20 protein-coding genes are annotated in these 18563 nt (G+C 52.0%); 7 read left to right on the top strand and 13 right to left on the bottom strand.

What is annotated here, in order from left to right:
• Positions 1-4 precede the first annotated feature (4 nt).
• The 4 genes from motB to flhD all read right to left on the bottom strand — a co-directional run bounded on the left by motB (position 5) and on the right by flhD (position 2876).
• The gene (gene motB / locus ABTW00_RS09235; RefSeq protein ID WP_163448970.1) at positions 5-931 is read right to left on the bottom strand and encodes a flagellar motor protein MotB; all 927 of its coding nucleotides are present in this window, start codon (positions 929-931) and stop codon (positions 5-7) included.
• Positions 928-1821 carry a flagellar motor stator protein MotA gene (gene motA, locus ABTW00_RS09230; RefSeq protein ID WP_064544632.1) on the bottom strand — a complete coding sequence of 298 codons (894 nt, stop codon included), beginning with the start codon at positions 1819-1821 and terminating at the stop codon, positions 928-930. Before motA ends, motB begins: the two co-directional genes overlap by 4 nt.
• Positions 1822-1944: 123 nt before the next feature.
• The gene (flhC, locus tag ABTW00_RS09225; protein WP_100249988.1) at positions 1945-2529 is read right to left on the bottom strand and encodes a flagellar transcriptional regulator FlhC; all 585 of its coding nucleotides are present in this window, start codon (positions 2527-2529) and stop codon (positions 1945-1947) included.
• Positions 2526-2876, bottom strand: coding sequence for a flagellar transcriptional regulator FlhD (gene flhD / locus ABTW00_RS09220; protein ID WP_064544628.1), 351 nt, complete (start codon positions 2874-2876; stop codon positions 2526-2528). The genes flhC and flhD overlap by 4 nt, the downstream gene beginning before the upstream one ends.
• Positions 2877-3667: 791 nt before the next feature.
• On the opposite strand from flhD, the gene uspC reads away from it, so the two are divergent.
• The gene (uspC, locus tag ABTW00_RS09215; RefSeq protein WP_065357832.1) at positions 3668-4087 is read left to right on the top strand and encodes a universal stress protein UspC; all 420 of its coding nucleotides are present in this window, start codon (positions 3668-3670) and stop codon (positions 4085-4087) included.
• Between the two features lie 82 nt (positions 4088-4169).
• On the opposite strand, the gene araH is transcribed toward uspC, so the two are convergent.
• From araH to ABTW00_RS09195, 4 genes are all read right to left on the bottom strand, one after another.
• Positions 4170-5150, bottom strand: a complete 981-nt coding sequence (gene araH, locus ABTW00_RS09210) for an L-arabinose ABC transporter permease AraH (RefSeq protein ID WP_433640323.1) — start codon at positions 5148-5150, stop codon at positions 4170-4172.
• Between the two features lie 14 nt (positions 5151-5164).
• Entirely contained in the window at positions 5165-6679 is a 1515-nt protein-coding gene (gene araG, locus ABTW00_RS09205) for an L-arabinose ABC transporter ATP-binding protein AraG (protein ID WP_433640321.1), read from the bottom strand.
• A gap of 62 nt (positions 6680-6741) precedes the next feature.
• On the bottom strand, positions 6742-7722 hold the full coding sequence (locus tag ABTW00_RS09200) for an arabinose ABC transporter substrate-binding protein (RefSeq protein ID WP_433640319.1): 981 nt from the start codon (positions 7720-7722) through the stop codon (positions 6742-6744).
• A gap of 304 nt (positions 7723-8026) precedes the next feature.
• Positions 8027-8584: a DJ-1/PfpI family protein gene (locus ABTW00_RS09195; protein WP_064544617.1), complete on the bottom strand. Its 558-nt coding sequence runs from the start codon at positions 8582-8584 to the stop codon at positions 8027-8029.
• Positions 8585-9217: 633 nt separating this feature from the next.
• Here ABTW00_RS09195 and ABTW00_RS09190 point away from each other — a divergent pair.
• Entirely contained in the window at positions 9218-9721 is a 504-nt protein-coding gene (locus ABTW00_RS09190; RefSeq protein WP_064544615.1) for a non-heme ferritin-like protein, read from the top strand.
• A gap of 77 nt (positions 9722-9798) precedes the next feature.
• On the opposite strand, the gene ABTW00_RS09185 is transcribed toward ABTW00_RS09190, so the two are convergent.
• Together ABTW00_RS09185 and azuC are read right to left on the bottom strand one after the other, a co-directional pair.
• Positions 9799-10050: a DUF2766 family protein gene (locus tag ABTW00_RS09185; RefSeq protein WP_064544613.1), complete on the bottom strand. Its 252-nt coding sequence runs from the start codon at positions 10048-10050 to the stop codon at positions 9799-9801.
• A gap of 81 nt (positions 10051-10131) precedes the next feature.
• Positions 10132-10221 (bottom strand): stress response protein AzuC, encoded by a 90-nt coding sequence (gene azuC / locus ABTW00_RS09180; protein ID WP_015963980.1) that lies wholly within the window; start codon positions 10219-10221, stop codon positions 10132-10134.
• A gap of 210 nt (positions 10222-10431) precedes the next feature.
• Between azuC and ABTW00_RS09175 the strand changes: the two genes are divergently transcribed.
• Entirely contained in the window at positions 10432-11856 is a 1425-nt protein-coding gene (locus ABTW00_RS09175; protein WP_433640314.1) for an MFS transporter, read from the top strand.
• 65 nt (positions 11857-11921) lie between these two features.
• Here the strand turns inward: ABTW00_RS09175 and ABTW00_RS09170 are convergent, their stop codons facing one another.
• Positions 11922-12560 (bottom strand): RpiB/LacA/LacB family sugar-phosphate isomerase, encoded by a 639-nt coding sequence (locus ABTW00_RS09170; RefSeq protein WP_433640312.1) that lies wholly within the window; start codon positions 12558-12560, stop codon positions 11922-11924.
• A 289-nt stretch (positions 12561-12849) separates the two neighbouring features.
• Between ABTW00_RS09170 and ABTW00_RS09165 the strand changes: the two genes are divergently transcribed.
• The 3 genes from ABTW00_RS09165 to ftnA all read left to right on the top strand — a co-directional run bounded on the left by ABTW00_RS09165 (position 12850) and on the right by ftnA (position 16144).
• Positions 12850-15036, top strand: a complete 2187-nt coding sequence (locus ABTW00_RS09165; protein WP_433640310.1) for an HD domain-containing phosphohydrolase — start codon at positions 12850-12852, stop codon at positions 15034-15036.
• Positions 15037-15122: 86 nt separating this feature from the next.
• Positions 15123-15458 carry a YecR family lipoprotein gene (yecR, locus tag ABTW00_RS09160; protein WP_065357840.1) on the top strand — a complete coding sequence of 112 codons (336 nt, stop codon included), beginning with the start codon at positions 15123-15125 and terminating at the stop codon, positions 15456-15458.
• 188 nt (positions 15459-15646) lie between these two features.
• Positions 15647-16144 (top strand): non-heme ferritin, encoded by a 498-nt coding sequence (gene ftnA / locus ABTW00_RS09155; RefSeq protein WP_064544607.1) that lies wholly within the window; start codon positions 15647-15649, stop codon positions 16142-16144.
• Positions 16145-16178: 34 nt separating this feature from the next.
• Here the strand turns inward: ftnA and ABTW00_RS09150 are convergent, their stop codons facing one another.
• On the bottom strand, positions 16179-16418 hold the full coding sequence (locus tag ABTW00_RS09150; protein WP_433640308.1) for a YecH family metal-binding protein: 240 nt from the start codon (positions 16416-16418) through the stop codon (positions 16179-16181).
• Between the two features lie 196 nt (positions 16419-16614).
• Between ABTW00_RS09150 and tyrP the strand changes: the two genes are divergently transcribed.
• A complete protein-coding gene (tyrP, locus tag ABTW00_RS09145) occupies positions 16615-17826 on the top strand; it encodes a tyrosine transporter TyrP (RefSeq protein ID WP_433640306.1) in 1212 nt (403 codons plus the stop codon).
• A gap of 38 nt (positions 17827-17864) precedes the next feature.
• Here the strand turns inward: tyrP and ABTW00_RS09140 are convergent, their stop codons facing one another.
• Entirely contained in the window at positions 17865-18533 is a 669-nt protein-coding gene (locus tag ABTW00_RS09140; protein WP_065357824.1) for a YecA family protein, read from the bottom strand.
• Positions 18534-18563 lie beyond the last annotated feature (30 nt).

Genomic DNA, 18563 nt, shown 5'->3' with positions numbered 1-18563 from the left:
GCAATCACCTCGAGTCGGGTTGTGGCGCCGTAGTACCTGATGCAGACGGTGAGGTCGTCGGCGACGGTAATACGCTTAAAGGTTCATTCTGGCTCTCGGCATTCTCATGGAGAATGGCCTGCTCAGCCTGGTTATTCAGCACCAGCAGGCTGATGCGACGGTTAATCGCATCGTTGCCGCCGTGCTCTGATAAGCGCATCGAGTTTGACATCCCGATCACGCGTAAAACTTTGCCATCATCCAGCCCGCCGGCCACCAGTTCACGGCGGGAAGCGTTGGCGCGATCTGCCGACAGCTCCCAGTTGCTGTAGCCACGCTCCCCGGTGGCATACGGATAGTCGTCCGTATGACCGGCCAGGCTGACCTTATTGGGAATTTCGTTCAGCACCGGCGCAATCGCACGGAGAATATCGCGCATGTAGGGTTCCACTTCCGCGCTGCCAGTTTTAAACATCGGTCGGTTCTGGCTGTCGATAATCTGAATACGCAGCCCTTCCTGCACGAGGTCAATTTTCAGATGCGGACGCAGCGCACGCAGCTTGGGATCGGCCTCAATCAGCTGGTCCAGTTCGCCACGGATACGTTTCAGACGATTGGTTTCCATCCGTTTTTTCAGGTCGTCGATGTTCGGCTGCTTGTGTACTTCGCCCTGTTGCTGGGTGACATCATCACCGCCGCCGGGAATCGGACTCTCGCTGTTCGCCATCCGCTGGCCTCCGGTGATCGCGGTGGCCAGCGGCGTACGGAAGTATTCGGCTATCTGAATCAACTCTTTCGGGCTGGAGATGGAGATCAGCCACATCACCAGGAAGAACGCCATCATTGCCGTCATAAAGTCGGCATAGGCAATTTTCCACGAGCCATGGGCGCTGCCGTGAGATTTATGTTTGCGCCGCTTAACGACGACAATAGGATGCGCTTGATTCTTCATGCGTCCTCGGTGGTCGTTTGCTGTTGCCCCGCCGGGTTACGCACCGCACGAACGTGCTCTTCCAGCTCGATAAACGACGGGCGTTCACTGGTGTAAAGCGTTTTTCGGCCAAATTCGACGGCGATCGGCGGCGCGTAGCCGTTGAGGTTAGACAGCAGCGTAATTTTGACGCACTGCATCATCTTCGTCGTTTCCGCGCTCTTTTGACGCAGCACGCTCGCGAGCGGTGAGACAAAACCATAGGCCAGCAGGATCCCGAGGAACGTACCGACCATCGCGTGAGCAATCAGCGCGCCCAGCTCTGCCGCCGGACGGTCGGCTGAGCCTAAGGCGTGTACTACGCCCATGACCGCCGCAACAATACCAAACGCCGGCAGCGAATCCCCCACCAGCGCCAGGCTGTTGGCCGGCACTTCGCTTTCGCTTTCGTGGGTTTCGATTTCTTCATCCATCAACGCTTCAATTTCGAAGGTGTTCATGTTGCCGCTGATGATCAAGCGCAGATAGTCGACGATAAATTCCAGCATCACCGTATCGGCGAGGATCCGCGGATAACTGGCAAAAATTTCGCTCTCTTTCGGATTCTCGATATCGCGCTCGAGCGAAAACATCCCCTGCTGACGTGACTTGGCCATCAGGCGATAGAGCAGCGCCAGCAAATCCATATACATCGTTTTGGTGTACTTTGAGCGGCGGAACAGTAAAGGTAACGCTTTCAGCGTACCTTTAATGGCCTTGCCGTTGTTGCCCACGATGAACGCGCCAACCCCCGCCCCGCCGATAATAACCAGCTCGGCTGGTTGATACAGTGCTCCAAGGTGTCCGCCAGTCATCATGTAACCGCCGAAAACTGTCCCCAAAACGACCAGGTAACCTATTAAGATCAGCACGCTATCATCCTTCCACTGTTGACTAAGAGAGGAGACAGATGAGCAATTTCATCCACGCGCAGGCAAAAAAAGCAGCGGCCATAATGGCCGCTGCTGGAGTGTTTTCGCCACACCGTGTGGGGTTTAAACAGCTTGCTCTATCTGTTCATCCAGCAGTTGTGGATTACTATCGGCAAGATCCTCAGAAAGTTTACGTCTTTTTACGGCCCGTGATGGCGGCTGGCATAAGCTGCATACAAAGCTACCAACGGGTTGGTGAGCGTGGGTAATAAAGTTACCGCCGCAGGCGTTACAACTGGAGAGTTCGAGCATGCCGCTTTCAACGAAACGAACCAACGTCCACGCACGCGTCAGGGCCAACAGCGGCCCGGCATCCTGCTGCGGGCACTGCTCGAGGTAGAGACGGTAAGCCTTGATCACAGCATCGACGCCAGAACATTGCCCACTTTTGAGTAAGAACTGCCAGGCATTGCAGAACATGGAAGAGTGAATATTCTGTTCCCACGTCATAAACCAGTCCGTGGAAAACGGTAGCATCCCTTTCGGCGGCGGGCTGCCGCGAAGTTCTTTGTAGAGCTTAATCAAGCGACCACGGCTCAATTGTGTTTCGCTTTCCAGCATTTGCAAACGCGCGCCCAGGGTAATCAGCTCCATGGCGAGCTGAATATCGCGTGCTTCCTGAACAATGCTTTTTTCGCTCATGGTCAAGCCCTTTTCTTACGGGCAGGTTCGCCTGAATGACTGGCCTGATTCAGCAGGCGTGTGGAGAGCAGAATGCCGGTATGGATTTGCTGTAAATCGTCAACCCGTGATTCCTGCGTCAGACGGGTGATGGTTTGTGAGTCATCAAAACGGAACTGACAAACCAATTGATTGGTTTCGGCCAGTTTCACCATCTGCGGGAGCGTCAGTTCCCCGAGGACTTTCGCCATATCCTCGTTGATACCGAGGCGGAACATGGCTGAAGCCTTATCCTGACCGATCAAACGCTGTGCAAGAAGCAAGTAAGACAAGTTGATGTCATAGATGTGCTTTAGCAACTCGGATGTATGCATTTTCCCCATCCCGAATAACCAATTTGTACTTTATGCGGAAAATCCGCATACCCCGTGATGTCGTCGGGCAAGGCCCGATAAAAAAAGAATCGGTCAAAATGCATAGCCGATTAGGTGAATCTCATGCCCCATCGCCGGGTAACGTTTTGAACGCACGGCCCGACAATTCTAAACATTTCTTACAATTTACTAAGATTTTTCCTAATTCGACGCAACTTTACTCGCCAGATGTGACACATACAATGTTACTTCACTGTTAATTTGAAATTTATGTGATCAACATCACAAAATCAAACCGTATTTTTACACCGCATCCATCAGTCATAGTTGTATTTTGAACAATAAATAACCATTCAAAACGCTGTTTTATTCCTGCCTGGCGGATATTCATTCACCGAAACTATCCAATAACGTTCGACGGTGGGCAACTTTACTTGAGACAATTGCGAAAAAATTATCACAGATCATAGTTTCATCTAATATATAAAATTCATCGTAAATTCAATAAATTGAAACATCGAATGATTTGCCGTATATTCATTTGCATATTATTTACTTTTCATTAACATTAATTCAGCATAAATTAAATGTTTATTCGCTGTTTTGATTACATGATATATTCAGCGTCGCTTATGCAATCTGTACAATAATTACGCATTTATTCGCATAAAAAAAACTTATGTATCAGGTTAACTTATAGACAGATTTATTCTGTCTTCCCCTTGCAGGTCTGAGGTAAAAAGAGTAAGAGAATAAAAAGAGAGCGCGCATTATTAGAGCAAGGAGGTCTGATGTCTTACTCACATCTACTGGTGGCCGTTGCGCCCACCCCGGAAAGTCAGGCCCTGCTACGGAAAGCAGTCGCCATCGCGCGTCCTGTCAATGCGCGCATTAGCCTTATCACCCTCTCAACCGACCCGGAAATGTATAATCAGCTCGCCGCCCCGATGATGGAAAACCTGCGGGAGCTGATGCAGGAAGAGACCCTACAGTTCCTGCAAACGTTGGCTGACACGGTCGACTACCCCATCTGGAAAAGTCAAATCGCCTGCGGTGAATTAGGCGAACATATCAAAGCGTTCAGTAAAAAATACCAGGTTGACCTGGTCATCTGCGGTAACCATAACCAAAGCTTTTTTTCGCGTGCCACCTGCTCGGCAAAAAGTATCGTGGGAACCAGTGGGGTGGACGTTTTACTTGTGACGTTGTAACAATACCGTTGAGATAAGCCAAAACCCGGGGTAGCTTCCATTCCCCCGGGCAATCTTGAATGATTTCAGCTGACAGTCTGCGCTATACGCTCCGTTTAGCTTTCTGTTTGTAACGGTCGAAGATCACCGCCGCCAACAGAATTAAACCGCGCACGACATACTGCGAGAATGGAGAGATATTGAGCAGGTTCATCGCGTTCTCCACGGTGCCCAGAATCAGAATCCCGGCGACCACGTACGATATCTTGCCAATCCCGCCTTTCAGCGAGACGCCGCCCAGCACGCAGGCGGAGATGACGATCAGCTCATAGCCAATCGACGTCATGGGCTGTCCGCTGGTCATACGTGAGGCCAGAATGATCCCCGCGGCAGCTGACACCAGGCCTGAGAGCACAAAGATAATGATCTTGGTGCGCACCACCGGAACCCCCGCTAAACGGGCAGCCTCTTCATTACCACCAATCGCCAGCGTGTTACGGCCAAAGGTGGTTTTGTTAAGCAACAGACCGAAAATAATCAGGCAACCGACCGTCAACCAGATAGGTGCCGGCAGGCCCAGCCAGTTGGCATAGCCCAGGGTGAAGAAACGCTCGTCCTCAATCCCTACCGCCTTTCCATCGGAGATGATATAGGCCAACCCGCGCACGATTTGCATGGTGGCAAGCGTGGTGATCAGCGCATTGATCTTAAGACGGGCAATCACGAAGCCGTTGACCAGCCCGCTCAACGCCCCGAGCAGCAGCCCGGCAAAGACGCCAATCCACAGATTTTCAGTGACGTTAATCACCACCGCCGTCGTGACGCCCGCACAGGCAATCACTGAAGCAACCGACAGATCAAAATCGCCGGAGGCCAGGCAGAACAGCATCCCGCAGGCCACCATTCCTGACATCGATATAGCCAGCCCAAGCCCCTTCATATTGATAAAGGTGGCAAAGTTCGGGACAAAAATCGTACAGCAGATAAACAGCGCGGCGAAGACCACCAGCATTCCGTACTGATCCCAGATACGGCTAAGGCTCAACGACGAGCGGCGGGCGCCAGGCGTAGTAACAGTTGACATCATAACCTCCTAACTCAGGCAACGGCCTGACTGACTTTTGGCATAGCCAGGCTTAACGCCTGTTGTTCATTGGCGCTCTCGTGCAGCAGTTCGCCGGCGATTTCCCCTTCACGCATCACCACAATACGGTCGGCAACGCCCAGCACTTCCGGTAGGTCGCTGGAAGCAAACAACACCGCGACGCCGGACGCCGCCAGCGCATAAATCACGTTATAGATTTCATGTTTTGCCCCAACGTCGATGCCCCGCGTGGGCTCATCAAGCAGGATCACCTTCATATCTTCCGACAGCCAGCGTCCGAGAATCGCCTTCTGCTGATTGCCCCCGGAGAGGTTCATGATCAGCTGCTGAGCCCCCGGCGTTTTGATATTAAGAGACTGAATATGGTGGTCGGCATTAGTCGCTTCCCAGTCGTTATTGATGAGGCACCCCGCGTGGATATGCTTGCGGCGGGCGCTAATGTTGATATTGTCACGCACCGAATGGACCGGGATGATCCCCTCGGCTTTGCGGTCTTCGGGGCACAGCATCATCCCCGCGCGAATCGCCTGCGCAGGTTTATTGATGGTCACCCGCTCACCGTCGATGAAAATCTCACCGCCGGTTATTTTCGTCCCGCCGAAGATCCCTTTCATCAGCTCGCTGCGCCCGGCGCCAACCAGGCCAAACAGGCCGACGATTTCACCGCTGCGAACGGTCAGCGAAATCGGCGTGCGCACGCCCGGCGCTTTCACCAGCGATAGACGCAGACGCTCTTCACCGTACTGACGCGGCTGCCAGCCATAGATATCGCCAATGTCACGCCCGACCATCGCCTGCACCAACCGGTCGTGGCTCACTTCCATCATGTCGGTAAAGGTGCAGACATAGCGGCCATCTTTAAATACGGTGATGGCATCACTCAGCGCGAAGATCTCTTCCATGCGGTGAGACACATAGATGATCACCCGCCCCTCTTTGCGCAGTTCACGGATCACCCGAAACAGGTTGTCGATTTCGCGCGCGGAAAGTGAGCTGGTCGGTTCATCAAAGGCAATGACCTTGGCGTTACGCGCCAGCGCTTTGGCAATCTCGACCATCTGCCATTGGCCAATCGACAGGTACTTCAGCGGCGTATCGGAATCGATGTCCAGACCCAGATGCTCAAGCTGGATACGCGCTTCATAGTTCAGCAGTTTGCGGTTAACGATACCGCCGCGGCTTGGCAATTGACCAAGATAGATATTTTCCGCCACGGTCATTTCCGGGACGAGATGCAGTTCCTGGTAAATTATCGCGATACCCGCGTTCAGCGCCGCGGTGGTATCAGCAAAAGAAATCTCTTCTCCGCGCAGCGCCAGCGTGCCGGACGTCGGGGCATAGTTACCGCTAAGAATTTTCAGCAGCGTCGACTTGCCGGCGCCGTTCTCGCCCATCAGCGCGTGGACCTGGCCGCTATAGCAATCGAAGCTAATATCGGACAGCGCCTTTACGCCCGGGAAGGTTTTGCTGATACCGCGGAAAGAGAGATAAGGGGTAGACTGTTGCATCGCAACCTCCACAATGACACGATCCCTCTCCTCCCGCGCTGCGGGAGGAGAACCATCAGGACTTAGAGGCCTTTTTTCGCCAGCTCTTCTTTGAAGTTATCGCGGGTAATCAGCACGACATCGGTCACCGCGGTAAATTTCGGTGGTTCAGCGCCTTTCTGCACCCAGTTGTAGAGCAGCTCGCTGGTTTTGTAACCGTGAATGTCCGGGCTTGGCAGAAGCGAACCAAAGAAGCCGGTGGCCTGCGCTTTTGACAGTTCGTTCACCGCGTCCACACCGTTGATACCAATACCGATGACGTTGTCCGCTTTGAACCCCTGACCTTCCGTAGCACGCACGCCACCGAGCACGGTGTTATCGTTCATGCCAACAACCAGCCACTGTTTCACTTCCGGATGTTGTACCAACAGCGAGTTACCGGCATCGAACGCACCGGGGATATCGTTAGATTTGGTGGGCACCTGATAAATCTGCTTTTCCGGGAAACCGGCAGCTTTTAGCGCGTCCATGGAACCTGAAGTCCGGCGGCGCGCGGTGTCCAGTTCATTGGCGGTAATCGCCATCACCCCGGTGGTTTTCACGTCCCAGCCGCGCTTCTGCATCTCTTTATACAGTTCCTGCCCTTGCCGTGCGCCTATTTCGCTCGCCGCCATCATCACCAGCGGCACATCCTCCATCGGTTTCCCTTTGGCGTTAACAAACTGATCATCAACGGTGATGACCTTCATATCGTAGCCACGCGCTTTGGCGACGATAGCGGGCCCTAATTTTGGATCTGGCGTACAAATAACAAAACCTTTGGCACCACTGGCCGCCAGGCTATCAATGGCATTGAGGGTTTTCTCACCGTCCGGAACGGCAATTTTAATGACATCAAAACCAAGGTCTTTACCGGCTTTATCCGCAAATTTCCATTCCGTCTGGAACCAGGGTTCTTCGGGTTGTTTTACTAAAAAACCGAGCTTTAAATTCTCGGCCATAGCCGATTGTGACATAACCGCCGTCAGCCCGATGGCCACCAGCGCTTTCGTAAATTTGTGCATGGTTAACTCCAGCCTAAATGTTCTTTTATGTAGGGAAAAATCAGACAAACGATTTAAATCGGACATAAAACAAAGTATTAGCCGCATAATTAACAGCATTAACAATGTTGAAACATTAATAGCCAGGAATTAACCATTCAGAAGAGAGCACCATCACACCCCTGAATAACAGTGAAGTGATGCATAGATTCAGCAGATACGTACATATAAAAAACGCGAATTGTCAGACAATTCGCGCAGAGAGAATAGCTTATTTATCTATATACTCAGCGAAGATATCCCTTCCACTGAGATGACCAATTAATTACCAGCGGTAATAGATGTGATCGGCGTGGTCACGTACCGGCGCTTCATCGCCCAACAGACGTGCCGCGACGGTAAAGGCAAAATCAAAGACGTGACCAAATCCTTTGCCGCTAATCAGATTGCCGTCTTCAACGACCGGCGCATCAACGTATTCACCGTTTTTCACGTCCTGCCACAGATCCCCGGAGCAGACATAGCGACGGCCTTTCAGCAGATCGTTGCCGGCCAGCACGCGCGCAGCGGCTGAGCAGATTGGGCAAATAAATTTGCCCGCGGCATCGTGGGCCGCCACAAACTTAACGACATCCTGATTCGCCGCCAGATTCACGCTACCTTGTGGCCCCCCCGGCAGGACGACTGCGTCGTACAGGGTATCAAGACGTTCTGCCAGCGTGGCGTCAGCCACCATCGGGATATCGTGATAGCTCACCACCGCGCGTGATTCAGCGCACGACACCAGCTCAACGCCAATATGCAAACGGCGCAGGATATCGATAGTGACAATCGCTTCCCCTTCTTCAAAACCCGGGGCCAGCAGTACAGCAACCTGTTTCATTTTAACTCCTGTAAATTCATATAATCGAATCCCTCCAGGTGACGAATAGGGAAGGATTTAGCGTACTCCTCATTACCGCGAACATAATCCTCTTACCGGCCATTATCAAAAATGATCTAAAACAAATTTGCGATCATTCCAATATTGGGGGACCGATGTATATCATGATATATAAATGGGAATTATTATTCGCGATGTACTATTGATAGCAAATAATGCGTAACGCGCCTATCTGAGCAATGACTGCCAATCTAAAAATTAGACTCAGCTCACATTTCCCGATGCACATAATGTAAGACAGAATACGCATGTTAACAAAGCCTTACGCAGAGTATATCGGGAAGTTACATTCTCTATATTTCATAGGGTTACGAAAATATTATTTTGCGAACCTGGGTAATAGCAATATAGGTTGTAACGAAACGTAAAAAGCGGCTCATGAGAGTTTTCTTATATCCAAACTAAGAGTATTCTTTTTTCTGAACACAAGAGAAATTATATCTTTTGTTCATGGTTGAAGACTACGAGTAATATGTAGTTACACTCCAACGCGTAAATAGCGCATGGTTAGCGGCTATTTAGATACTATGCGGTATCACGCGTATCGTTCCTACCAGTAATAAGGATATTTGTATGGCAGTTCCAGGAATGGTTCAAAAGCTTAATGCTCAGATGAATCTCGAATTTTATGCATCTAATCATTATTTGCGTTTGAGCGAGTGGTGCTCAGAACATCGACTGAATGGTACCGCGACGTTTTTACGTTCACGGGCGCAATCCAGCGTAACGCAAATGATGCGTGTGTTCGATTATATGAAGAAATCTGGCGCTTATCCGGTTGTGAAAGCTTTTGAAACCCAAGAAGATAAGTGTGCCACCCTCGAAGATCTTTTCCTGAAAACCATTGAAGATCACGCACAGCGCAGCTCTACGCTGTCTGAGCTGACTGAACAGGCAAAAGTGCTTCATGACGATAACACCCTGAGTTTCCTCAACGCACTGGAAGAAGAGCAGGAACAGGATGGTATCTTGCTGAAGACCATTCTGGATGAAGTGCGCAGCGCGCGTAAAGCGGGCCTCTGCATCCAGCAAACCGACCAGCATCTGCTGAACATCGTTAACCAACAGCAGCATTAATTACGCAACAAGGGCGGCCATGGCCGCCCTTGTTCTTTCCGCTCTCAGGACTGTGGCCTGAAGACGTCAATTCGGGATCAGTGCGTCGCATCCTGTGGCGTAAACTTCAGCTCAATCAGCGCAATCGCTTTCTGAATCGCCCGCAACGTTACCGGATCGGCCCCCGCCGGATGAGTGGTAAAGTCAATCGCTTTCAGCTGAGTCGCCATCTTTTCGCGGACTTCAACCGGTGCGATAACATCAATAACGTCGAGGATCTGTTTGATAACGAGTTGGCAGGCGACGACGTCGGAAACCAGTTCATCGTTAGGGGTGAGGTTCTGAGACATTTTTTGCTCCTATTTTGCGGAGCGTAATAGTAACCTACTTTTGCTGAAGATAAAAAAACCTGCCGCAGCAGGTTTTTTTTATCAGAACATAGCGCCTGGCGGTACGTCTTTGAAAGTCTTGCAATAGTTCTCGAACATGCTTTTGAGGATTTTACGCATGCGCTGTTTCATGTTGATGCTCCGGTTTTTGTTATGCAGGTGTTATTGTCTTTAGGCACATAATATGACCACCATCACAAAAATCAACCATTTTGAGAGTTAAATCACATAACAATTATCATGCATGTTAAATTTATAAGGAAATTGTTATGAAAATCTGTGACTTGCAGAATCTACAAAACCTATAAATTTTACGAATTATTTTGATAGGGTAACGCAACGATGAATGAGCCTCTCCAGGCCCAGGCGAGCCGTGGGGTATCCCCTGCCGCGCTGCTTGTGGCCGGTGCATTCTTTATGGAGTTCCTCGATGGGACGGTGATTGCCACCGCCCTGCCAGATATGGCGAAAACCTTTGGCGTTGAAGCCGTCGATCTCAATATTGGCATTAGCGCTTACCTGATCACGCTGGCAGTACTCATCCCGGCCAGCGGCTGGATAGCGGACCGCTTTGGCGCGCGCACCATTTTCAGCCTCGCGCTGGCCATTTTCACCGTCTCTTCCGTGTTTTGCGGCCTCGCCACCAGCGCCCACAGTTTCGTGGCCATGCGTATCCTGCAGGGCGTAGGCGGCGCGTTGATGGTCCCTGTTGGGCGGCTAGCCGTCCTTCGAACCACGCCGAAACACCTGCTCATTACCGCCATTGCCACGCTCACCTGGCCCGCGCTGATTGCGCCTATTATCGGGCCTCCGCTGGGCGGATTTATTACCAAAGTGGCCGACTGGCGCTGGATATTCTTTATTAATGTCCCGTTGGGTATCATCGCCATCCTGCTGGCGTTGCGGATTATTCCCAACATCCGCGATGATGAGCGACGGCCATTCGATCTACCGGGTTTCCTCGCTACCTCAGTGTCAATGGTGAGCCTTGTCTACGCGATGGAGCTTCTGGGGGCGGAGAAAATGCAGGGGGGGCTAATCATCACGCTGTTGCTGCTCGGCGGCGCCACTTTTTATTATGCGCTGTCCCATTTCCGCCGCAGCCCGGCGCCGATGATCCGTATGGATGCTCTAAAGGTCCCCACCTTCCGCGTCACGATGTACGGTGGTTCATTGTTCCGCGCCTCGATCAGTGCCGTACCGTTCCTGCTTCCCCTACTCTTTCAGGTCGGTTTTGGTATGGATCCGTTCCACTCCGGCCTGCTGGTGCTGGCGGTGTTTGTGGGCAACCTGACGATTAAGCCGGCAACCACACCGCTCATTCGCTGGCTGGGCTTCCGCCGCCTGCTATTGATCAACGGTGCGCTGAACGTGCTGGCGCTGGTCGCCTGCGCCTTCCTGACACCGCAGACGCCGGTATGGGTGATTATGCTGGTACTGTATCTCGGCGGCGTGTTCCGCTCGATTCAATTTACCGGCGTCAGCACCCTGGCGTTTGCCGACGTACCCTCACCGCAAATGAGCTATGCCAATACGCTGTTCAGTACCGCCAGCCAGCTGGCGATTGGCCTGGGCATCACGCTCGGGGCGATTGGGATTCGTATTGGTGAGAAGCTCAGCGCCGTGCTGGATCTCAGTACGGTACCGGGTATCAGCTTCCGCCTGGCCTTTGTCTTTATTGCGTTGATTTGCCTGGTGGGGATGATAGATACCCTGCATCTGACGCGAGACGCGGGCAGCGCGGTGTCGAAGAAAGCCAAAGCCTGAGTTCACTGTATAAAAAAACCCACGCCAGAGCGTGGGTTTTTTTATTAAAAAGGAGAGCGTCAGGCTTACGCCAGGATCTCGCGAACAAAGGTTTCGATTTCTTTGTTCTGGCAGTTTTCGAAGAAGCATTCCTGGAAACGCTGACCGGAGACAGCCGTTTTCACCAGCGCCGGGTCGATTGCGCGCAGAGTATCCAGATAGTTTTCTTTCACTACAGCGGCTTTCACCTGGTTCAGGATACCCGCGTTGCGGACCTGAGGCTCTTTACGCTCCGGCGGGTAGCCTTCGCCGTTACGACCGGTGAACGCTTTTTCAAACATGTAGCGAACGTTCAGCTCCGCGCCCCAGCCATAACCTTTTGCGAAGGCCAGAGACAGCGCGTTACCGTTGTTGATCTGGGCAAACAGGAAGGCGTCTGCCGGATCCAGGCAGTAGCCGCAAACCACGCCCGGATGGATGTTCAGGGACATCAGCGCGCCCTGACCGGTACCGCAGCCAGTCACGACGAAATCTACCGCTTTAGAGTTCAGCAGGATGCTGGCCATGATACCCAGGTGAATGTAGGTCAGATGATGATCGTTTTCATCGCTCATGCCCACGTTGTAGACCGGGAAGCCTTTTTCATCGGCAACGGCTTTTAACTCATGATGAATAGTCGCGTTCTTGCTGGCCTGGCTGTTTTCCATCATCAGTGCAATTTTCATTCTTTCCTCTCCTGAAAGCTACGCGGGATTTCCCGCAGTCGTTCGATTACGTTGCAGTAACCTTACTACCAGACAAACGCACTTTCAAATTTTATGAAAAATGGTTTTACTTTTTACTGAGGCGGTCACACTTTTGGCCTATGCCGGGTAGATAAATCATTACATAAACCATTATTTTTTTACTGTTACCAGGGCACATGGTCGACTAAACTGGCGTAAGGGGAATAATAGACCCGATGAATTGTACGCTATTAAATGGATGAAATAGTCTTCGCAAAGGAACTGACTTGTGACACAGGACTGCCGATCTCTTCGACACGGGCTGGGTCTCCTTGTTCTACTGACCCTGTTGCTCGTTTGCACGACACGCGTTTTTGCCGTACCGCCACAAAAAGTAAAAGCGGCTTCCACCATTCCTGTCTGGATACTCGACGCCGATAGTTTTGAATTCTGGCGCGACGACCACGGAGAGTTCCATGGTTTCTATCCCGAGCTGCTGCACGCCATCAATTCGCGCTACGGCTATAATCTCACCCTCCAGCCCATTGACGGCACGACCTTCGAGCAACGTTTCAGACACCATGACTACGGGTTATACGCCAGCGTGCTACAGACCCGTGAACACCTGAAGAATACCATCCTCTCCTTACGCCTGCTCGAAAACAGCGTCGTTACCGCCAGCATCACCCGACAGGCAAAGACGGTACGCGACCTGAACGATACACGAGTCATTTTCCGACGGCACGATCCCACCCAGACGCTCGTTAAACAAGCTTATCCCACCCTGACATTTCAGCAAGTCATCGAAGTTGACAGCAGTAAAGAGGCCTTACAGATTCTGCGCAGCGGCGGCGCCGATTTCTATATCAACGAGGACAGAGAGATCGGCAGTCCGCAGTATTACTACACCATCTCTCGTCCGTTCGATTCACTGCGTATCACCACCTCGTTCGGGATTAGTCCGGAACTGATATCTCTACGCAGTAACATCAATCAATTGATTAACGAATGGCAGCAAAACGGCAAGCTTCAGGCATTAGAAGAGCAAAGCCAGATTGAATTTCTCCGCCGTAACCTCGTCATCACCCCCGAAGAGCGACACTGGCTCCAGGAAAATCGCCTTACCCTCTGGCTACCGAAAAATGAGAACTTCTCCCCCATCATCTGGAAGGACAATCAGGGATACCACGGCAGCGCGATTAGCATCGTCAACGATCTCCGCGATCTGCTCAATATCAACGTCGACGTTCAATTCGTTGATAATTATCTGGTACGTATGAAAAATGAAGACTGGCCGTTACGACTTGCCGATATTATTGACGTCCGCGACGGCGCACAGTTGGAGGGGCTGGTTGGACCGTTGTTGAACTGGTACAACGCTTATTACAATAAGGTCGGTCAGCCCTTTATTCTTGATGAAGAGCAGGTGCGCCATCAGCGGATTGGCGTGATTCGCGGCTCCTTTGCCGCCTACTATCTGCGCCAGCGGTTTGGTACTGACGTTACGCTGGTCGCACGTGCCACCCTCGACGAGCTGCTGGATACCATTGATAACAACCAGATCGACTTTATTCTCGGTGATTTAAGCTCGCTCGAGCAGGCGCTACGCGGCAGCGATCTGTTCCGTGGCGCACTGAAAGTCGCAGGACTGACCCACTCAAGTTTTCAGATTGGTACCTGGGTGAACATCGATCACCCGCTGCATGCACTGCTGGCGCAGGTTCATCTGATCTCCAGCTATCGTCACCAAATCACGCCGCCGACCAACGTCCCAGCCTCCACGTCGTTAAGTAAAAATTCATTACAAATGATTAGCGCCGGACTGCTGGCCGCGCTGGTCTTTATTCTGAGTATGATGCTGATGATGTGGCGGCATATGAACAAGAACCGCGCGATTAACCGCAGCATCGTCGAAGCGATGGAAAAAATTAATCACGTCCACGACGATGAGACCGGCTGTCATATCCGCCGCGTCTCTGCCTATTGCAGCCTGTTAGCCCGCGCGATGAAGCTGCCTCAGCGTCAAATCCGCGATATTGAGAATTTTGCCTCGCTGCATGACATCGGCAAAATTGCGGTGCCCGAGACGATTCTGCATAAGCAAGGCAAACTCACCGAGGACGAATTTAAGCAGATTCAGCAGCATTCAGTGAAGGGCTGGCGCATCGTGCAGGGGCTGGTGCTCGGCTCTGTGGCGGAAAATCTGATCCGCTACCACCATGAAAAATGGGACGGCAGCGGCTATCCGGATGGGTTAGCCGGTGAAGCCATCCCGCTGGAGGCGCGTATTCTGGCCATTGCCGACGTTTACGATGCGCTGCGGCAAAAGCGCATCTACAAGCCCAGCTTCTCGCATGAGCGCGCATACGAAATCATCGTCAGCAGTTCAGGCAGCCATTTTGACCCAACGCTGGTCAAACTGTTTTGCCAGTTGCACCTGCAGTTTCAGGCTATTTACGAGTCACAAACGGATTAACACCTGAATCTGGCGACTATTCAAGGGATTGGCCGCAGGTCACGTCAGTTATAATGAGACTACGACAGATTGCGCAGAGCGACATGATGAAAAGCCTCATTCTTATCCCCGCCCTGCTGGCCCTTTCCGCGTGCACGGTTCCCCGCACGGCGAGTGTCAGCGAAGTTGATGCAACCAGCGGTATCGTTCGCCTGACCTACGGACAGGCGGTACTGCAGAATGCCCGCACCGACAGTTACCTGGCCCAATCCGAGGCCAATAAAGCCTGCCAGCAGATGGGCTACGCCACCGCTTTTTCCTATGGTCAGCCGATTCCCACCTGCTCCACCATTAGCGGCTCGCTGTGCCTCAACGAATATATTACCCTTCAGTACCAGTGCCGGGGTATCGCAAATATTCCTGCCTCCAGCGCCTATTATTAGCCCCACCGCCGGTGAATTCCGGCATTATTATTCCCCTTGATATTTATCGTTATATTTATGCCAATGAGTTTTATTCCCATTCGCATTATTATATCGATCATTTTATATTTACCTTTTGCAAATAAATTAATAACAACTTATAGTTCTGCTGTAATTAACAATTAACCTATTTTTTCGGGAGCGACACCATGCTAAAAGCGCCAATGATCGAGAAATTAAACGAACAGATGAATCTCGAACTTTATTCTTCGCTGCTGTATCAACAGATGAGCGCCTGGTGTAGCTTCAACAGTTTTGAAGGCGCCGCCGCCTTTTTACGCCGCCACGCGCAGGAAGAGATGACGCACATGCAGCGCCTGTTTGATTACCTGACCGACACCGGCAGTCTGCCACGCATCAATAGCGTCTCTTCGCCGTTTGCCGAGTATGCATCACTGGACGAACTGTTCCGTGTGACCTATGAGCACGAGCAGCTGATTACCAGCAAAATTAATGAACTGGCGCACGCCGCTATGTCCAACCAGGATTATCCGACCTTTAATTTCCTGCAGTGGTATGTTGCGGAACAGCATGAAGAAGAGAAATTGTTTAAATCCGTTATCGATAAGCTGACGCTGGCAGGTAAAAGCGGTGAAGGTCTGTACTTCATTGATAAAGAGCTGGCAACGCTCGATACTCAGAATTAATGTTCATGCAGCGGCGTTAATACGCCGCTGCTGATTAATGTCGGCATATCTTACTTTCTTCGGTCGTAAAACCCGATTCCAGCGGTATAAATTTCCCTTTCTTATACAAAAAAGCCACCAGCTCGCCCGCGCTCATATTTTCCGCAGAACAAGTATGAAAACGCGCATGCTCGCCAAAGCGTGCACGAATGGCCGCTTCCAGACTTTCGAAGCTGTACTGCTGGCCTGATGCAATCATCATATTCAGTACTTCGTGACCGTGAATAGAGTCCATTATTTCTCCCCTTAAAAAAGGTCACCATAAACTGCATTTGTACTGCATGTTTTGCGCTAGCGCAGCTTTCTGGCGTCCTATAAAAAACGTAAACTTTTAATTACACCATCTGTAATTCAGATTTGACGAATGACGCATATTCACATACTCTGCGCGACATCTTTCGTTGTGAATACGTTGTGAAGTAGAGGAAAGCGTGAAGAACCGTACTCTGGGGAGTATTTTAATCGTCGCCGGCACCACCATCGGCGCAGGAATGTTGGCAATGCCGCTTGCCTCAGCGGGGGTCGGTTTTGGCATCACGTTGGTGCTGCTGGTAGGTCTGTGGGCATTAATGTGCTACACCGCCCTGCTGCTGCTGGAAGTGTATCAGCACGTACCGGCCGACACCGGATTAGGTTCTTTGGCGCTACGCTACCTGGGACGCCACGGGCAGTGGATCACCGGCTTTAGCATGATGTTCCTGATGTACGCGCTCACGGCGGCCTATATCAGCGGTGCGGGTGAACTGCTGGCTTCAAGTCTCAACCAGTGGTTTAGCATGGATATGCCACCCGCGATGGGCGTACTGCTGTTTACCGCCATCGGCGGCATGATCATCTGCGTGGGCACCTCGCTGGTCGATCTATTTAACCGCTTTCTGTTTAGCGCCAAAATCATTTTTCTGATCGTCATGCTGGCGCTGCTGCTGCCGCACATTCACAAAATTAATCTGATGACGCTACCGATGGCCCAGGGGCTGGCGCTGTCGGCCATTCCGGTTATCTTTACCTCGTTTGGCTTCCACGGCAGCGTACCGAGTATCGTTAGCTATATGAACGGCGACGTACGCAAACTGCGCGGCATTTTTATCATCGGTAGCGCCATCCCGCTGGTCGCCTATCTGTTCTGGCAGTTGGCAACCCTCGGCAGCATCGACTCGCCGGTCTTTAGCGCACTCATGTCTCAGCACGCGGGCCTGAACGGCCTGTTAATGGCGATTCGCGAAGTTGTCGCCTCGCCGCACGTTGAGCTAGCCGTCCACCTGTTTGCTGACCTGGCGCTGGCGACCTCCTTCCTCGGCGTCGCACTGGGGCTGTTTGACTATCTGGCGGACCTGTTCCAGCGCAAAAATAGCGTCCGCGGCCGTCTACAAACCGGCGGTATCACCTTCCTGCCACCGCTGGCCTTCGCGCTGTTCTACCCGCGCGGTTTTGTGATGGCGCTGGGTTACGCGGGCGTGGCTCTGGCAGTGCTGGCGTTGATTATCCCGTCATTGCTGACGCTGCAAAGCCGCAAACACCACCCTCAGGGCGGCTATCGCGTCGCCGGAGGAAAACCGATGCTGTGGCTGGTGTTTGCCTGCGGGATTGCGGTGATTGGCATTCAGGCAGGAATCGCGACCGGGCTGTTACCGTCGGTGGGGTAAGTGTCTTGATATAAAAAAGGGGCCAATCGGCCCCTTTTTTATTTTGCTAAACAACACTGCTTATATTTCTTTCCGCTGCCGCACGGACACGGGTCGTTACGTCCCACCTTCTGTTCGTTTTTAATCGGCTGCTTAACCGGCGCTTCTTTCGGATTGTCCATCCAGTAATCGAACAGACTCAACGCCGCCGGGCGAATTTTGTCGATACTGTCAAAATACTGCTCAACCGTGAACGACTCCAGCGCCGCGCTTTTCTCTTCATCACCGTGCAGCGCGATGCTATCAAATGCCGCTTGCTGGTCTGCCGGTAAACCGGACCAGTCGGTCAGACGCGCGCCGCGCAGGTAACCATAGCACCACTCCTCCACGATGGTCAGCTCCTGACCTTCTTCTTCGCGAGTCCCAAACAGCGGCTCAAACTGGTCCGGGTAGTCGTTCAGGCGATCGGCAATGTCACTCATATGCTGCAGCGTGAGATTCACAAAACGGTCGCGCTCGCGATCGGTCGCCCAGTGCGGCACATGGTCTGCCCCGCCCCATACGGCAAACATCCACTCGGCGGGTTCAATCTCCAGCGGTGAGGAGAGGATGGCGGTCAGCATACCGTCCAGTTCGGAAACGTCGATAATTGACGCATCAGAGGCATACTTCGCAATGGTCTCGTCCAGCCATTCCAGCTCGCTTTCGGTTAAAGGTCCCGTTTTCATACTCAATCTCTGTCGTTGTTGATGAGGTCA

It is taken from the genome of Kluyvera georgiana (genome assembly GCF_050990895.1).
Classification (GTDB): domain Bacteria; phylum Pseudomonadota; class Gammaproteobacteria; order Enterobacterales; family Enterobacteriaceae; genus Kluyvera; species Kluyvera georgiana.
This window is presented reverse-complemented; position numbering and strand designations above follow the sequence as displayed.

What these genes read in the sequence shown, in the direction of transcription:
- motB (WP_163448970.1), bottom strand. Translation starts at nt 931, where the DNA reads ATGAAGAATCAAGCGCATCCTATTGTCGTCGTTAAGCGGCGCAAACAT.
- flhD (WP_064544628.1), bottom strand. Translation starts at nt 2,876, where the DNA reads ATGCATACATCCGAGTTGCTAAAGCACATCTATGACATCAACTTGTCT.
- uspC (WP_065357832.1), top strand. Translation starts at nt 3,668, where the DNA reads ATGTCTTACTCACATCTACTGGTGGCCGTTGCGCCCACCCCGGAAAGT.
- araH (WP_433640323.1), bottom strand. Translation starts at nt 5,150, where the DNA reads ATGTCAACTGTTACTACGCCTGGCGCCCGCCGCTCGTCGTTGAGCCTT.
- araG (WP_433640321.1), bottom strand. Translation starts at nt 6,679, where the DNA reads ATGCAACAGTCTACCCCTTATCTCTCTTTCCGCGGTATCAGCAAAACC.
- ABTW00_RS09200 (WP_433640319.1), bottom strand. Translation starts at nt 7,722, where the DNA reads ATGCACAAATTTACGAAAGCGCTGGTGGCCATCGGGCTGACGGCGGTT.
- ABTW00_RS09195 (WP_064544617.1), bottom strand. Translation starts at nt 8,584, where the DNA reads ATGAAACAGGTTGCTGTACTGCTGGCCCCGGGTTTTGAAGAAGGGGAA.
- ABTW00_RS09190 (WP_064544615.1), top strand. Translation starts at nt 9,218, where the DNA reads ATGGCAGTTCCAGGAATGGTTCAAAAGCTTAATGCTCAGATGAATCTC.
- ABTW00_RS09185 (WP_064544613.1), bottom strand. Translation starts at nt 10,050, where the DNA reads ATGTCTCAGAACCTCACCCCTAACGATGAACTGGTTTCCGACGTCGTC.
- azuC (WP_015963980.1), bottom strand. Translation starts at nt 10,221, where the DNA reads ATGAAACAGCGCATGCGTAAAATCCTCAAAAGCATGTTCGAGAACTAT.
- ABTW00_RS09175 (WP_433640314.1), top strand. Translation starts at nt 10,432, where the DNA reads ATGAATGAGCCTCTCCAGGCCCAGGCGAGCCGTGGGGTATCCCCTGCC.
- ABTW00_RS09170 (WP_433640312.1), bottom strand. Translation starts at nt 12,560, where the DNA reads ATGAAAATTGCACTGATGATGGAAAACAGCCAGGCCAGCAAGAACGCG.
- yecR (WP_065357840.1), top strand. Translation starts at nt 15,123, where the DNA reads ATGAAAAGCCTCATTCTTATCCCCGCCCTGCTGGCCCTTTCCGCGTGC.
- ftnA (WP_064544607.1), top strand. Translation starts at nt 15,647, where the DNA reads ATGCTAAAAGCGCCAATGATCGAGAAATTAAACGAACAGATGAATCTC.
- ABTW00_RS09150 (WP_433640308.1), bottom strand. Translation starts at nt 16,418, where the DNA reads ATGGACTCTATTCACGGTCACGAAGTACTGAATATGATGATTGCATCA.
- ABTW00_RS09140 (WP_065357824.1), bottom strand. Translation starts at nt 18,533, where the DNA reads ATGAAAACGGGACCTTTAACCGAAAGCGAGCTGGAATGGCTGGACGAG.